Source organism: Shewanella sp., from assembly GCF_013214165.1.
Classification (GTDB): Bacteria; Pseudomonadota; Gammaproteobacteria; order Enterobacterales; family Shewanellaceae; genus Shewanella.
The window spans coordinates 1-14,626 of the sequence record NZ_JABSSM010000092.1; the positions used below are offsets into that span (position 1 = coordinate 1).

A 14,626-nucleotide genomic window follows, 5' to 3' on the forward strand; every position below is an offset into this window, starting at 1 on the left:
GTCTTTCCCGCAATGCTTGTGGGCGGGAATCCAGCCCCTTTGGCTAGCCTTCGAATGAAGGCTGATCACATTTTTGGTTAGCTTTTGGCTGACTTGGTATTGGCCAGTGAGTTTGAGGTCGTTCCTTCATTGTAACCTAACGCCTGGCCGACGAGGCATGTGCAGATACTTCTGCGGCACACTGCAAGTACATCCCTGTAAGCTCGACGATGGCATCCATGCCATCAACGTCCGCAGCCGCATCTACACTTGTTCTTACAAGCAATGAGTAAGCAGTGGGTTTCTTCGGTTTAGGTTTTCTAATTATCGATAGTTTCTCAACGGCTTGTCTTTCCCGCAATATGGGATAGCAATTCAACACTCGTCTTTCCCGCAATGCTTGTGGGCGGGAATCCAGCCCCTTTGGCTAGCCTTCAAATGAAGGCTGATCACATTTCCTATATCCCTATAGGTCAGATGCCTATGAACGACCTTTTATGCACTCTTTATTTTGAGAAGGTTCTAGGAGGCGCCGGCTCTTGATTTTATAAGAGTCATCCCTGTGGGCTCAGCCAAATCAAACAAGGACCATGTTTAACGGCCAGTTCGGCAAAGTATGTCCTAATAAAAAGGCCGCACTGAGTGCGGCCTTTTTTTTAGATATAGGGCTAGGTTTACTTGACCCGCATACCTGGCTGGGCGCCTTCATGTGGCTCTAAGATCCACAAGTCTTCACCACCTGGACCCGCCGCAAGTACCATGCCTTCCGACATGCCAAAACGCATCTTACGTGGTGCTAGGTTAGCCACCATCACAGTGAGCTTGCCTTCAAGCTCTTCAGGAGAGTAGGCCGACTTTATCCCAGCAAACACTTGTTTAGTCTCGCCGCCTAAATCCAGCTGAAGTTTAAGCAGCTTGTTGGCTTTGGGTACGTGCTCGGCTTTGGCAATACGCACGATACGCAGATCGATTTTGGCGAAGTCTTCGAAGCTTATCTCTGCCGAGATAGGATCGTCTTCTAAGTGGTTGCCACTCGTCGGCGCATCATTTGACTCTGCTTCATCTGCTGTTGCTGCAGTATCTACAGTTGTTGGCGTATCTATGGTCGCCAGCAAGTTCTCTTTCGACGCCTCTATGATGGCTTCGATGCTTTTCATTTCAACCCTTTGCATCAGGGCCTTAAACTTGGTTATCTCATGTCCCGCAAGGTCGGCATTCAAGTTATCCCAGGTGATAGGGAATTGCAGGAAGGCCTCAACATCGTCTGCCAATTTTGGCAGTACAGGTTTGAGATAGGTCACTAGAATACGGAACAAGTTAAGTGCATTAGAACAAACCTGATGGGCTTGTGCTTGCTTATCTTCTTGTTTGATCAGCTGCCAAGGCGCTGCATCGGCAACGTAAGCATTGGCTAAATCAGCCAGAGCCATTATCTCACGCATGGCCTTACCGAATTCACGGCCTTCATAAAGCTCGGCTATGACTTCTTGTTTACCAAGGAACACTTGTTCTAGTGTGGTATCAGCCACTTTGGCAAGCTTGCCGTCGAAGCGCTTAGTGATAAAACCAGCGGTACGTGAGGCTAGGTTGACCAGTTTGCCCACAAGATCTGAGTTGACTCGCTGGGCGAAATCTTCGAGATTAAGATCGAGATCGTCGATGCGGTGGCTCAGCTTGGCGGCGTAGTAATAACGTAAATATTCAGGATCTAAGTTATCCAGATAAGTACGGGCCTTGATGAAGGTGCCTTTAGACTTTGACATCTTGGCGCCATTGACCGTCACGTAGCCATGAGCATAAACATGGGTCGGCTTACGGTAGCCTGCGCCTTCAAGCATGGCAGGCCAGAATAGACTGTGGAAGTTGATGATATCTTTACCGATGAAGTGATAAATCTCGGCGGTTGAGTCTTTTGCCCAGAAATCATCGAAGTTTAAGTCTTCGCGTCGATCACATAGATTCTTAAATGAGCCCATGTAGCCGATAGGCGCATCTAACCAGACGTAAAAATACTTACCCGGCGCATCAGGGATTTCGAAACCGAAATAAGGTGCATCGCGGCTAATATCCCACTGTTTCAGGCCTTGTTCGAACCATTCGTTGAGCTTGTTGGCCACTTCATCTTGCAAGGCGCCAGAACGGGTCCATTCCTTGAGCATGCCTTCAAAGGCGGGCAGGTCGAAGAAGAAGTGCTCAGAATCTTTCATGATTGGGGTAGCACCCGAGACGGCTGACTTGGGATTAATCATGTCTGTCGGGTTATAGGTCGCGCCACAGTTGTCGCAGTTGTCGCCGTATTGATCTTCGCTCTTACACTTAGGGCAAGTGCCCTTGACGAAACGGTCTGGCAAGAACATAGACTTTTCAGGGTCGAATAGCTGCGAGATGGTGCGCGTCTCAATGTAACCAGCATCGCGCAGTTTTAGGTATATCTCACTGGCTAATTCACGGTTCTCGACGCTGTGGGTACTGTGGAAGTTGTCGAACTGAATATTGAAATCGGCAAAATCCTGTTGATGCTCTTTATTCACCTGAGCAATCATCTCTTCCGGCTCTATGCCTAGCTGCTGAGCCTTAAGCATGATAGGCGTGCCATGGGCATCATCTGCACATATATAGTGACACTCATGTCCACGAAGCTTTTGGAATCGTGACCAGATATCTGTCTGGATATATTCGAGCATATGGCCTAAATGGATCGGTCCATTGGCGTAGGGAAGTGCACTGGTGACTAGAATTTTACGTTGTGAATTTACCATCTCGTCTCAAAATCAGTTAAGGGCCTATAAAGAATGGGATAGATACTAACCGATCCTTTTGAGAGTTTCATTAAAAGGTCGTTTAACTGGGTTAAATCTACACGAATAATCAGCCTGATTCTGGTACACTTGGGCAAATTATTTATAGGGGGTGGCACTTTTGTCTTCAGCTTCTCAGCACTATCGTCTCAGTGACGATCTTCTCGGGCCAGTTTTGGCCATCTTAGACGCATATCAAGATCCATATTTAGCACAAGGCTTAGTCAGTGCCGGATGTGTTCAAAAACTCGATATAGAGGGGAAGCGACTGCTTCTCGGACTCGTCTACCCTTACCCATGTATGACCCAATACCGCGACACTGTGATGGCGATCACCAAGAAGTTAGCCGTGTTAGAGGCTATCGATGAAGTCGAATGTGAAATCGATTTTCAACCGGCTGCTATCTCTGCCATCGGCGCCGTTGAGCCCCTCGCTAATGTGAAGCAAGTGATTGCCGTTGCCTCGGGTAAAGGTGGTGTGGGTAAATCGACCACAGCGGTGAATCTAGCCTTAGCACTCGTCGCCGAAGGGGCCAAGGTGGGGATCTTAGATGCCGACATCTATGGTCCTTCTATTCCTCTGATGTTAGGGGTCAGCGATTTTAACCCTGTGTCTCCCGATGGCAAGATGATGACCGCGGCCAAGGCTCACGGTATCGTGGCGCAATCGATTGGGTTTATGCTTGGCCAGGAAGAGGCTGCTGTGTGGCGTGGTCCTATGGCGGCCGGTGCACTGGCTCAACTTCTCAATGAGACGCAATGGCCAGAGCTCGATTATTTGATTATCGATATGCCCCCAGGAACCGGCGATATTCAGCTCACCCTATCACAGAAGGTCCCTGTCACTGGCGCCATCATAGTGACCACTCCTCAAGATATTGCGTTAGCCGATGCTAAGAAAGGCATCAACATGTTCCAGAAGGTGAATATTCCTGTTCTGGGCATCGTCGAAAATATGAGTTTCCATGTCTGTACTGAGTGTGGTCATAAGGAGCATCCATTTGGCAGCCAGGGTGGCAGCAAGATGGCCGAGCGTTACCATGTGCCCCTGTTAGGTGAATTGCCACTTAAGCTCAACATACGTGAAGATGTAGATAAAGGCATTCCGACTGTTGTTGCCGATCCCGACAGTGATGTGTCGGCTATCTATCGTGAGATTGCCCGTAAAGTCGGCGCGCAACTGGCGCTCACCAAGGTGGCATCTAGTGTATCAATCAGTATTTCAGAAGACGAATAAGGTTTTAGCATGAATTCTCAGTGTGTCATCATAGGTATTTCAGGGGCCTCGGCTTCGGGTAAGAGTTTAATCGCTAAAACAATCTATGAGGAGTTGTGCCGAGACCTTGGCACAGATCAAATTGGCGTCATCGCCGAAGATGCTTATTATAACGATCAGAGTCATCTGTCTATGGATGAGCGAATACTGACCAATTACGATCATCCCAAGGCGTTAGATCATGAGCACTTGTGTCGTCATCTCACGGCATTAAAGTCCGGTGAGGCAGTTGAGATCCCTAAGTACAGCTATAGCGAGCATACGCGCATGGCCGAGACGGTTAAGATGACACCGAAGAAGGTGATCATCTTAGAGGGGATCTTATTGCTTACCTCTCCTAAATTACGCGCCTTGATGGATGCCAGTGTGTTTATGGATACCCCCCTGGACATCTGTTTTATGCGTAGGTTGAAGCGTGACGTTGCCGAGCGCGGCCGCACCATGGAGTCGGTGATGACCCAGTATACAGAAACCGTTCGCCCCATGTTTCTGCAGTTTATCGAGCCATCGAAGCAACATGCGGACATTATCGTGCCCCGCGGCGGTAAAAACCGTATCGCGACCGATATATTAAAGGCCAGAATTCAGCATCTTTTAGATATATAACTTGCTTTAACAGTGATCCTACATCTTGTTTTCCTCTGATAAGTTTAAATATATAGACAGCAGAGGTCGGGCATAACTGACAATATCCAAGAGTATGAACCCAATGCGTTTAACCGAACCAGAGATTGAAGCTTGTGTAGGCGAAGGCACGATTATTATGGTTCCTGATCCATCTGTCGATGCGCTAACTGGCGTGTGTGTCGACGTTAAACGTGACACACAGTTTCGCGTATTTGAGGGCCATACCCTATCAGCCAAGATAATTAACCGCAGCGGGCTGGATAGTTAACCGATGAAAAAAAATGACTGAGCGAGTGACAAGAGTCTGGGTCAATGGCGAGCTAAATGGTCATATAGAGCCACTTGATCGCGGCCTAGCTTATGGTGATGGACTCTTCGCGACTATGCGAATAGTACAAGGTCAGATTGCGTTCTTATCGGCGCACCTCGACAGGCTCACTCAAGGTGCGAAGCGACTAGGCTTCTCTTGGTCGCCTTCCCAGGCGTTAGTGACACATGTTAAACATCTGGCCAAGAGTGAAGTGACAGGCTGCTTGAAGCTGTTATTGAGTCGCGGCGCCGGAGGTAGAGGTTACGCCGCGCCAGAGACAGGTGAGATCACTGAGGTTATCTCGCTCCATGCTATTGCCACGCACTACGCCAGCTGGCAGAAAAGCGGCATATCCTTAACCCGTTCACCGATTAAACTGGCTCAACAACCTAGGCTCGCGGGCATAAAGCATCTCAATCGTCTCGAGCAGGTGTTGATCAAGTCGGAACCCTTGCCTGCTGGTTATCAAGACTGGTTAGTGCTCGATTGTCAGGATAATATCGTCGAGTCTTCGATGGCGAACCTGTTTTTTGTCACGGGCAAGCATATTGTTACCCCTTCAATAGCAGGCTCTGGTGTTGCCGGGGTGATGCGTGAGCAAATCATCTATGCGCTGATAGAGGCTGGATATGATGTTGAAGCTGCTCCTATCGCCTACTCACACTTGTGTCGTTATCAACATGTATTTATGACTAATAGTTTAGTTGGTATACTTGATATCAATCGGGTCGATGACGTTCACTTCACCCATGCCGACTTTACTCACCAGATAAGACAAACACTGCAGCTTACATTATGAAAAAAATAATAATCACCCTGACTATTAGTTGTTTTGCCTTACTCACTCTCGCCGCTGGCCTGGGTGTTTGGGGTTATAAAACCATCATGGATTTTAGTCTTTCCCCGTTAAATATGACGCAATCACAAGAGCTGGTGTTGAAGAGGGGGACCTCCTTCTCACACTTGGCCTCAACATTAGCGCAAAGAGAGCTCATTGACGAAGGTTGGAAATTAAAGGCTCTGGTTAAGTTAAAGCCTGAATTGGCCAAGATCCGCTCCGGCTTCTATGAGCTTCACCCGGGTGAATCTGTGGCTGACTTGCTGTCCAAGTTAGTCAAAGGCGACGAGAAGATATTTAGCGTGACCTTGATTGAGGGCCAGAATATCAAGGAGTGGACTAAAATACTCCAAGCCTTGCCCCACAGCCAATATGGCGAAGGTGTTTTCACCCAGGTCTTGAGAGACAATGGCGATGAGTCAGGTTTACCCGAAGGTAAATTTTATCCCGATAGCTATCATTATCATGCGGGTGATGATATCCAGGCTATTGTGCAGCAAAGTTACCACAAGATGCAGCAGGAGCTGGAGAAAGCCTGGGCTCAGCGGGCCGCAGACTTGCCACTCAAATCGTCATATGAACTCTTGATCATGGCGTCAATCATAGAGAAAGAAACGGGTAAAGCCAGTGAGCGGCCGTGGATCTCCGCCGTGTTTGCCAATCGACTCAACAAGGGCATGCGGCTACAAACGGATCCTACCGTGATTTATGGCATGGGTGACAGTTATCAGGGCAATATCACCCGTAAAGCACTCCGAGAGCAGACGCCTTTCAACACTTACAGAATTAACGGTTTGACGCCGACTCCCATAGCCGCGCCTAGCGGGGCATCTCTTATTGCCGCGGCGCAGCCTGCCGACGTGAATTATCTCTATTTTGTGTCTAAAAATGATGGCAGTCATGTGTTTTCAAAAACCTTATCTGAGCACAATCGTGCCGTAAATAAATATCAGAGAAATCGATGAACAGAGCAAACAACAGCAAATTTATTGTGATCGAAGGCTTAGAAGGCGCGGGTAAATCTAGCGCGATATCTCTGGTTGGTGATTTTATCGAGAAGCACACGGGTCAAGTGCCCGTATGTACCCGTGAGCCAGGTGGAACACCGCTGGCCGAGCGCATGAGAGATCTGATTAAGGTTGCCGATGAAACCGATCCCTTATGTGATGAAGCCGAGTGCCTATTGCTCTACGCTGCCAGAGCGCAATTGGTTGCTAATGTGATTAAGCCAGCATTAAACCGTGGTGCCTGGGTGTTGGGGGACAGACATAATCTTTCATCGCTGGCCTACCAAGGTGGTGGCCGTGGACTCATGCCCTTAGTCCAAGTGGTAAGTAAGGCGACACTAGGCGATTTTAAACCAGATTTAACCATCTATTTAGATATAGACCCGGCTCAAGGATTGCAGCGTGCGGCTCAACGGGGCAAGCTCGATAGGATAGAGAAGCAGGCGCTGGATTTCTTCGAACGAGCGCGGGCGACCTTCTTGTCCTTTGCCGCAGAAGACGACACTATTGCCATCATCGATGCCGGTCAAACCCTGGCCGAAGTGCATAAAGACATTCTTGCCTTGTTACAGACTCAGGATTGGTAATGCTAGATATCTCCTGGCTCGAGGCGCCGATCAATAATTTTACTCAACAGATGAAGGCCGGATTGTTGGGCCATGCCTACTTAGTCGGGGTGCATAAAGGCTATGGCGGTGAGGAGTTAACACTTGAAATAGCGAAAGCTGCCCTGTGTAAGAGCCCGAGTAAGCAGGGAGCCTGTGGCCTTTGCAAGGCCTGTCAGTTATTGGATGGCAACACGCATCCGGATCTCTATCGAATCACTGCCGACGGTAATCAGATTAAGGTCGATCAGATCCGCGAGCTGTGTCAAAAGCTGACGATGACATCGCAGCAAGGTGGACGCAGAGTCGCTGTGATCTACCATAGTGAGCAGCTCAATCAGGCATCGGCCAATGCGCTATTGAAAACATTGGAAGAACCTGGCAAAGATACCTTACTTCTGTTGCAGTCTGATACCCCGAGCAGGCTCATGGCAACGATCAAGAGCCGCTGTCAGCAAGTTCACTTTGAGTCGCCTTCCATGGAGGAGATCAAGCACTGGTTATCGGCAGAGACAGGGTCTGCAAGGGATGTGATCTGGTGTCTGCCTGTGATGGGAGGCCCACTGGAGTTGGCTCACGCGCTAGAAAGCGAACGATACGCGCAGCTGCTACAATTTAGGCAGGACTGGGCTCAAAGTTTGTCCTCCGGTCACCTCTGTGCTAGTTTAATCCGTGTTAATGAAAAGCAAGCAGCTGATGCACTTAAGGTTTTGTATTTAATCTTGAGGCAGAAATTGATAAGACAGACAGATTTAGACGCATTGTTGAGAGTAAGAGTAACGCAATTGGGCATGAAGGTGATGGATACCTATCATAAGTTAAGTGTCATGCCGAATGTAAACTACCTCGCTCTTTTTAGTGGTTTTATCTTAGAATATAATAAGTTAACGAGATAGCCGTTTTATGATAGACCTAGTGGTCAATTTTGATACTTTACATCAGCTTTATCGCGCCTATATGCCGTTTATTCAGCCCGCGGGTCTTTTCATTGCGACCAGTGAAAGCCACTATTTGGGCCAAGAGTTAAGCATAGCCTACCAACTTCCTGACTCGCCTAATAGGCATGAGTTTCAGGGCATGGTGGTTTGGATTAATCCTCTTGGTGCATCTGGAGGCCGCCCGGCGGGAATTGGCATCAAGTTTTTGTCCGATGCAGAATTACATAAACAGCATATAGAAACCCTCTTAGCCCGTGAACTATCCTCCGGAGACTTGACCTGCACCATGTGATCATCTTGTCTTTACCTTCCTGTCTTGTGTATTTTCCTGTAAAGCCTTTAATCGCGATTGTTATAAGAGCCGGCATCTTGATTTGACCCTCGCCCTATAGCTCTGTATTCTTTGACTCCTTTTTAGATCTATCACTCTGCTGGAAATTCACGTGCTCATTGATTCTCATTGCCATCTCGACCGTTTAAAAGCCGCGCCCGATCACCAATCACTGCAACAGATCATCAATGATGCCAAAGCCAGGGATGTAGACTATTTCCTGTGCGTGAATGTGCGTCAACAAGGTTTTATTGCCATGCGAGATAAGATGGCGGAGTTTGACCAGGTGTTCCTCTCTGCCGGCGTGCATCCCTTGGATGTGCAAGAGGGACTAGATACCACAGAGCTCAATGTGTTTGTCAAGGAGCCTAAGGTTGTCGCTATCGGCGAGACGGGCCTAGATTACTTTTATGCCAATGAGACTAAAGTACTGCAACAGCAATGTTTCGAGCAGCAGATCGAGCTCGCGGTGCAAGTCAATAAGCCGCTCATCATACATACTCGAGATGCCAGGCAAGACACGCTAAATTTCTTACGCAACGGCCATGCCGACAAGGTCGGTGGTGTGTTGCATTGTTTCACCGAAAACTGGGAAATGGCCAAAGCGGCTATCGATCTGGGCTTCTATATCTCAGTCTCGGGCATTGCAACCTTCAAGAATGCAGGGGATTTACGCACTGTGATGAGAAAGGTACCTAAGGATAGGTTGTTGGTTGAAACTGATTCTCCGTATCTGGCTCCGGTTCCCCATAGAGGCAAGGAGAATCAACCTGCGTTTGTACGTGATGTGGCCGAGTTTATCGCCGAGCTCAGGGGAGAGTCCTATGAAGAGCTGGCCCAATATACGACTGATAACTTCTTTAACTTGTTCACCGATGCGGCTAAGCTCGCCGGGCGTTAATAATACCATTCCATAAATCTCGAATTTCAGCCAAAAAAAGACCCAAAACTATTCCGATTGTTCTGGGTCCAGGGGAATGGCTCTAACTAAAGAGCCGTGCGCTACTGTTGAGATCCTCATCAGGAATGACTCTCTGGCTACTAGTATAGCAGTGGATCCCCAGTGCGCCACTTAGTGGCAACATTTATAAAAAAACTGCTGATGTGGCAGCGTTCGACTACAGCGTATTTGTTAGGTGTTTATTTTTGACCACACTAGCGTGACACGCTCTTTTAAACCCTTACCCGATAGCCATAACCTTCCGTCGGGTAATAACTTTACGTCTCTTGCCATACGTTTTCCAATAACGGATGCAACACTTGATTGAAGCCCGGTATGAAAAACACGGTTATTATCCAAATCTAACTCATAGTTTGCTGTATAGAAGTTTGATTCTCTTTTTTTATCTTCTTCGGTAGGGTTAGGAAGTGGTTCTCGATTTTGTGCTACGCTAACGAATCCATTGGCTGTGTAGATTAATGTTCCATTTTGCTCGCCTGGCCACTTGAACAATTCACCAGACTCTCGATGCACAATAAATTCATCCAGAGACCAGACACCAACCAATTTTTCTTTGGATAATTCCATATCTTAATTAAGCTCTCTTTATTTACTGTAAATTTGATCAAAAAACGTTTTAGTATGTAGAGTTTACTTCATTAAGACTTGCTTGCATCAGAATCGACTATCTTGTCTCTGACTAGCTCCCTGGGTAAGCTGTTCTTCAATCGCTTACCAAGATGTTTCGCTAGGCCTAACGGACTGTTATGGTAGCTAACAATCACCTCACCTTGTGGTTTTTGACCGGGTTCGAGGGGTAAATCCCGCCCCATTAGATATTCGGTTGCCTGGGCTGATGAGAGCTCAACCATGCTGGCCCCCGCCCCAAATGCCAGTATTGCCTGGTGTTGTGCCTTAAGACCATGCTTGAGGGCGTCGGCTATTTTCATGCCTATGCGCTGAAAACGCATCCGACCGATCAAGCCCTGTATTTTTTGCGGAAACAACCAAAATTCTTGTTCTCTGACCATTATTAGACTCTGGGCGGGCAGGGTAATGGCGAAGGTATCTTGAAAATATGCCTTCAACTCAATAGCTGACTGAGCGGATGCCTGAGTGAAGGGAAAGTTTTTTTGTTTTCTCGGCTCGGCAACTTGCCTGTCGATGTCGGCGGTTTTTCTTATCTTGGCGACGAAGAAACCTTCACTGTCATAAATCTGTGGCCAGACATGCAAGAAGCCTTCTGTTGTGCAGGCCTTGTCCGCATCGGTAAACAGCTCAGCGAGGGACTCAAACTCGACCGCATCTGGGTACAGAGCCTTTAAATGTTGACACACACCCTGATTTTCAACTCGACTCAGTGCGCAAGTGGAATACACCAGAGTGCCACCGGTTTTTAACGCCAGAAAAGCCGATTCTATCAGGGCTTTTTGCGTGGCAACAATCGACTGACTCGATTCTGTGCTCCAATTTTTCAACGCCGAAGGGTCTTTGCGTATGGTGCCTTCGCCGCTGCAGGGGGCATCGAGCAAGATAGCGTCGAATGTGTCATAGAGGTATTCACCGAAGACCCGAGCATCGAAATGGGTCAGGGCGGTATTACTGACTCCCATGCGCTGAACGTTAGCATGTAACACTTTTACCCGGCTCGATGAGTATTCGTTGGCGATAAGTAAGCCTGAGTTGTTCATTAAGGCGGCTATCTGGGTCGTCTTAGACCCTGGGGCCGCAGCCATATCGAGAATCGTGGCATTTTCTGCGCCATTTAGCTGGGAAAACAGTGCCCTTGGTGGCAACATTGAGCTGGCTTCTTGAATGTAAAATAGGCCCTGCAGATGTTCTAGGGTGTTGCCTAATTGGACGTCACTGTCGAGGGAGATCCAGAAGCCATCCGAGCACCAGGGGATAGGGTCGAGTGTCCAGCCCTTAGGTTGCATGAGTGCGATAAAATTGGCCGATGATATTTTTAGCGTGTTGACGCGGATCGAAGTTCTCAATGGGCGGCTACTGTATTGAATAAAGTCATCCATAGAGAGGTGAACTGGCATATCTTGGGTTATGCTATCGATAAAATCTTGATTGAGAAGGGCCATTTTGAACCATGTACTGAGCCATATGCTAATAACAAGCATGGTGACGAGATAAAATTTGCCTGATTATACCATAGAGCAGACAGGCTCGAGCCCAGGTTAAGTGCAAGAACGGTCAATCTGTTAATTTGAAACCAAAGATTGTTAATTAAGCATTCCAGATGCGAGTGTGGTTATTTTACCTTCGCCCTGTTAAGGAAAATATGTGTTAAATCGAATTTGGTATTTCTTTTTTGTCACCGCCCTGTTTGCCATCTGTGTACAGCTGTTTAACGGCAATGTCGAGGTGTTATCGGCGTCGGTGACGGCGTTATTTAGCAGCGCTAAACTGGCGGCTGAAATAGCGCTTGGCCTCATAGGTGTACTCTCATTATGGATGGGCTTGATGCGTGTGGGGGAGAAAGCTGGGGTCGTGAGCGTGTTTTCTAGGATATTTGAACCTCTGTTGTCGCGGTTGATGCCGGAAGTGCCAAGGGGCCATCCCGCCTATGGCAGTGTGACCATGAACCTCACCGCCAATGTGCTCGGGTTAGATAATGCAGCCACGCCCTTGGGCTTGAAGGCGATGCAAGATCTACAAACCTTAAATCCGAATAAAACCGTGGCGACCAACGCCCAGATCCTGTTTCTGGTATTAAATACCTCATCGGTGACCTTAGTACCCGTCACTGTGTTTCTCTATCGAGCCCAGCAAGGGGCCGCAGCGCCAGCGGATATCTTCTTGCCCATCTTATTGGCGACCTCGGCTTCGACCATTGCTGGGGTGCTCGTGGTGGCACTGTTTCAGCGCCTGTCCTTACTCAATGCCGTCGTTATGGGTTACGGCGCACTGATATTTGGCTCGATCACGGCCTTGGTGTTCTATTTGGGCACCTTGACGACGACAGCGATAGGCAGCTTATCCACGGCCATGGGCAATGGTATCTTACTGACATTGGTATTTAGTTTTATCTTGGTGGCAGGCATGCGCAAGGTGGCGGTTTATGATGAATTTATCGAAGGCGCCAAAGAAGGTTTCGCTCAATCGATAAAGCTTATTCCTTATCTGCTCGCCATGTTGCTGGCGATTGGCTTACTTCGCGCCTCCGGTGCATTGGATTATCTGCTGCACCTCATCTCAGTCATTGTGTCTGTGGTCGGCGGAGATACACGTTTCGTCGATGCCTTGCCCACCGCGATAATGAAGCCTTTTAGTGGCTCTGGTGCTAGGGCCATGATGTTAGAAACTATGGATCATCATGGGGCCGACTCCTTTGCCGGTCGTTTGGCGGCAATATTTCAAGGCAGCACCGAAACCACCTTCTATGTGTTGGCCGTGTATTTTGGTGCTGTGGGCATACGCAATGGACGCCATGCCTTATTCTGTGGCTTAACGGCGGATTTGGCGGGGATCATCGCGGCGATTATAGTCTGCTATCAGTTTTATGGTTAAGGACTGACGAGGGGAGCTTGAGTCGGAGTGAGTCGGTCTCGATTCACTCCTATGCATTATTTAGAAACGATAACTTACCGAGAGCATGGGGCCGATGAAGCTATAGTAGAGGTTGTAATCGGCCACATGAATATTATCAGCACTGGTTCTTTGGGTGTAATCGACATCAAGCTCATAATAATTAAATGCCGCTGTCATGTGCCAATTTTCGGTGATCTCAGCCTCTACACCGGCACGTATGTCGACGAGGCGACCCTTGAGATCGTCGAGCTTAATATAGAAGTATTGCGCGTGGGCTGTGAATCTAAATCCCGGGCTAAATTCATAGTCACCATACAGGCCAATATCGGGAAGGGGGGCGGTGACACTCTCATCTATGGCTCTGTTGAGCGGCTGTTGATCACATTTTAGTATCAGGTCTTGTTCGATACAGGTTCCGATATCACCCTCAAATCCAGTTTCGATAAACATGACATGCAAGCCTAAAGACAGGCCTAGATTATAGTTATTACCTTGGTAAAAATTATAGCCGTAGCCTAATCTAGCGATATCAATATTCAAGGTGGTTTTAAGCTTGGTGCCTGCTTGAATATCGTAGATCTTATCGTCGAGATTGATCTGGAATGGTGTGCTGATCCCGATAACTTCAGCTGTTCGATGCAACTGTTTCCAGTCGATATACAGGCTGTGTCGCTCGTTGTAGTGGTAGTACATCTCAAAGAAAGGTAAAAACTGAGATTCCTCAAGCTTAAGATCTTTTTCGAAATCGATCTTAAAGTCCTGACCTAATGTGGGATTCGTGACATTCATGCTTGAATTTGAGTTGGAGTAAAAGCCCCCTATCCTGAGCACAACTTGGTTATCGACATCATTTATAGATGAAATATTTTGCAAAGCCTGATCATTATCGGCTGCGTATGTTTGGCAAGCGGCCAAGAGGCATAAAGATGAGATGCCAAATCTTTTGAGCAAAGGCGACTCCGTCAATTATCATTATAGTTATAAGCACTTGATTCCATTGAGTTCGAATCATTTATCCATACTATAGTAGCAGAATGAGTCCATTTGTGAATAGTTTGTATCAAAAAATGTCTAAAACAGTGTTGATTCGGTTTTTCAGGTCGAATAGACCCAGGTTAGATCCAGCTAATGGTTCGATATTCTTGGGGGATTGCGAGTGTTGGTGTGAGAGAAAGGCGGTATCTTGTGTAAGTATAGCTTGGAAGATCTGACAGATGCTCAAGGTAAGTCTGCACTCCAACAGGCTATATGTTGTCATAGATATGTTGGAGTGAAACTTGTTACTGAGATATTTGCTATAGGGACAATTAAAGGTATCTGCTACCCAATATCACCGCCCAAGTGATCCCACACAGAGCCAGGCTCATAAATACCGCCGCAGAGGCGATATCTTTGGCCTGTCCGCTTAAGGTATGGATCTCATCGCCTATTCTA

16 protein-coding genes are annotated in these 14,626 nt (G+C 47.7%); 10 read left to right on the plus strand and 6 right to left on the minus strand.

Annotated elements, in window-relative coordinates; all coding sequences use genetic code 11:
* Positions 1–136: 136 nt before the first annotated feature.
* Both HRU42_RS18285 and metG read right to left on the minus strand, forming a co-directional pair.
* Entirely contained in the window at positions 137–361 is a 225-nt protein-coding gene (locus HRU42_RS18285) for a hypothetical protein (RefSeq protein WP_295033188.1), read from the minus strand.
* Positions 362–653: 292 nt separating this feature from the next.
* Positions 654–2,738: a methionine--tRNA ligase gene (metG, locus tag HRU42_RS18290; RefSeq protein WP_295033190.1), complete on the minus strand. Its 2,085-nt coding sequence runs from the start codon at positions 2,736–2,738 to the stop codon at positions 654–656.
* Between the two features lie 160 nt (positions 2,739–2,898).
* Here metG and apbC point away from each other — a divergent pair, with 160 nt between their 5' ends.
* The 9 genes from apbC (at position 2,899) to HRU42_RS18335 (ending at position 9,610) form a co-directional block, all read left to right on the plus strand.
* On the plus strand, positions 2,899–4,014 hold the full coding sequence (gene apbC, locus HRU42_RS18295; RefSeq protein WP_295033192.1) for an iron-sulfur cluster carrier protein ApbC: 1,116 nt from the start codon (positions 2,899–2,901) through the stop codon (positions 4,012–4,014).
* Between the two features lie 9 nt (positions 4,015–4,023).
* Positions 4,024–4,659: a uridine kinase gene (gene udk / locus HRU42_RS18300; RefSeq protein WP_295033194.1), complete on the plus strand. Its 636-nt coding sequence runs from the start codon at positions 4,024–4,026 to the stop codon at positions 4,657–4,659.
* 103 nt (positions 4,660–4,762) lie between these two features.
* Positions 4,763–4,948 carry a hypothetical protein gene (locus HRU42_RS18305; protein WP_295033196.1) on the plus strand — a complete coding sequence of 62 codons (186 nt, stop codon included), beginning with the start codon at positions 4,763–4,765 and terminating at the stop codon, positions 4,946–4,948.
* A gap of 13 nt (positions 4,949–4,961) precedes the next feature.
* A complete protein-coding gene (gene pabC, locus HRU42_RS18310; RefSeq protein ID WP_295033198.1) occupies positions 4,962–5,789 on the plus strand; it encodes an aminodeoxychorismate lyase in 828 nt (275 codons plus the stop codon).
* Entirely contained in the window at positions 5,786–6,793 is a 1,008-nt protein-coding gene (mltG, locus tag HRU42_RS18315) for an endolytic transglycosylase MltG (protein ID WP_295033200.1), read from the plus strand. Before pabC ends, mltG begins: the two co-directional genes overlap by 4 nt.
* Positions 6,790–7,422 (plus strand): dTMP kinase, encoded by a 633-nt coding sequence (gene tmk / locus HRU42_RS18320; RefSeq protein WP_295033201.1) that lies wholly within the window; start codon positions 6,790–6,792, stop codon positions 7,420–7,422. Before mltG ends, tmk begins: the two co-directional genes overlap by 4 nt.
* The gene (gene holB, locus HRU42_RS18325) at positions 7,422–8,336 is read left to right on the plus strand and encodes a DNA polymerase III subunit delta' (protein WP_295033203.1); all 915 of its coding nucleotides are present in this window, start codon (positions 7,422–7,424) and stop codon (positions 8,334–8,336) included. Before tmk ends, holB begins: the two co-directional genes overlap by 1 nt.
* Before the next feature lie 7 nt (positions 8,337–8,343).
* A complete protein-coding gene (locus tag HRU42_RS18330; RefSeq protein WP_295033205.1) occupies positions 8,344–8,670 on the plus strand; it encodes a PilZ domain-containing protein in 327 nt (108 codons plus the stop codon).
* 151 nt (positions 8,671–8,821) lie between these two features.
* Entirely contained in the window at positions 8,822–9,610 is a 789-nt protein-coding gene (locus HRU42_RS18335) for a TatD family hydrolase (RefSeq protein WP_295033207.1), read from the plus strand.
* Between the two features lie 231 nt (positions 9,611–9,841).
* Here HRU42_RS18335 and HRU42_RS18340 read toward each other — a convergent pair whose 3' ends face one another.
* The gene (locus HRU42_RS18340; protein WP_295033208.1) at positions 9,842–10,237 is read right to left on the minus strand and encodes a lipocalin-like domain-containing protein; all 396 of its coding nucleotides are present in this window, start codon (positions 10,235–10,237) and stop codon (positions 9,842–9,844) included.
* Positions 10,238–10,308: 71 nt separating this feature from the next.
* Positions 10,309–11,742: a 16S rRNA (cytosine(1407)-C(5))-methyltransferase RsmF gene (gene rsmF / locus HRU42_RS18345; protein ID WP_295033210.1), complete on the minus strand. Its 1,434-nt coding sequence runs from the start codon at positions 11,740–11,742 to the stop codon at positions 10,309–10,311.
* A gap of 202 nt (positions 11,743–11,944) precedes the next feature.
* Between rsmF and HRU42_RS18350 the strand changes: the two genes are divergently transcribed.
* Positions 11,945–13,171 (plus strand): nucleoside recognition domain-containing protein, encoded by a 1,227-nt coding sequence (locus HRU42_RS18350; RefSeq protein WP_295033214.1) that lies wholly within the window; start codon positions 11,945–11,947, stop codon positions 13,169–13,171.
* A gap of 60 nt (positions 13,172–13,231) precedes the next feature.
* On the opposite strand, the gene HRU42_RS18355 is transcribed toward HRU42_RS18350, so the two are convergent.
* Together HRU42_RS18355 and HRU42_RS18360 are read right to left on the minus strand one after the other, a co-directional pair.
* Positions 13,232–14,143, minus strand: coding sequence for a DUF481 domain-containing protein (locus tag HRU42_RS18355; protein WP_295033216.1), 912 nt, complete (start codon positions 14,141–14,143; stop codon positions 13,232–13,234).
* Between the two features lie 356 nt (positions 14,144–14,499).
* Positions 14,500–14,626: diacylglycerol kinase (locus tag HRU42_RS18360; RefSeq protein WP_295033218.1), on the minus strand; the 127-nt coding region annotated here is incomplete at its 5' end.

What these genes read in the sequence shown, in the direction of transcription:
- metG (WP_295033190.1), bottom strand. Translation starts at nt 2,738, where the DNA reads ATGGTAAATTCACAACGTAAAATTCTAGTCACCAGTGCACTTCCCTAC.
- udk (WP_295033194.1), top strand. Translation starts at nt 4,024, where the DNA reads ATGAATTCTCAGTGTGTCATCATAGGTATTTCAGGGGCCTCGGCTTCG.
- HRU42_RS18305 (WP_295033196.1), top strand. Translation starts at nt 4,763, where the DNA reads ATGCGTTTAACCGAACCAGAGATTGAAGCTTGTGTAGGCGAAGGCACG.
- pabC (WP_295033198.1), top strand. Translation starts at nt 4,962, where the DNA reads ATGACTGAGCGAGTGACAAGAGTCTGGGTCAATGGCGAGCTAAATGGT.
- mltG (WP_295033200.1), top strand. Translation starts at nt 5,786, where the DNA reads ATGAAAAAAATAATAATCACCCTGACTATTAGTTGTTTTGCCTTACTC.
- tmk (WP_295033201.1), top strand. Translation starts at nt 6,790, where the DNA reads ATGAACAGAGCAAACAACAGCAAATTTATTGTGATCGAAGGCTTAGAA.
- holB (WP_295033203.1), top strand. Translation starts at nt 7,422, where the DNA reads ATGCTAGATATCTCCTGGCTCGAGGCGCCGATCAATAATTTTACTCAA.
- HRU42_RS18330 (WP_295033205.1), top strand. Translation starts at nt 8,344, where the DNA reads ATGATAGACCTAGTGGTCAATTTTGATACTTTACATCAGCTTTATCGC.
- HRU42_RS18340 (WP_295033208.1), bottom strand. Translation starts at nt 10,237, where the DNA reads ATGGAATTATCCAAAGAAAAATTGGTTGGTGTCTGGTCTCTGGATGAA.
- rsmF (WP_295033210.1), bottom strand. Translation starts at nt 11,742, where the DNA reads ATGGCCCTTCTCAATCAAGATTTTATCGATAGCATAACCCAAGATATG.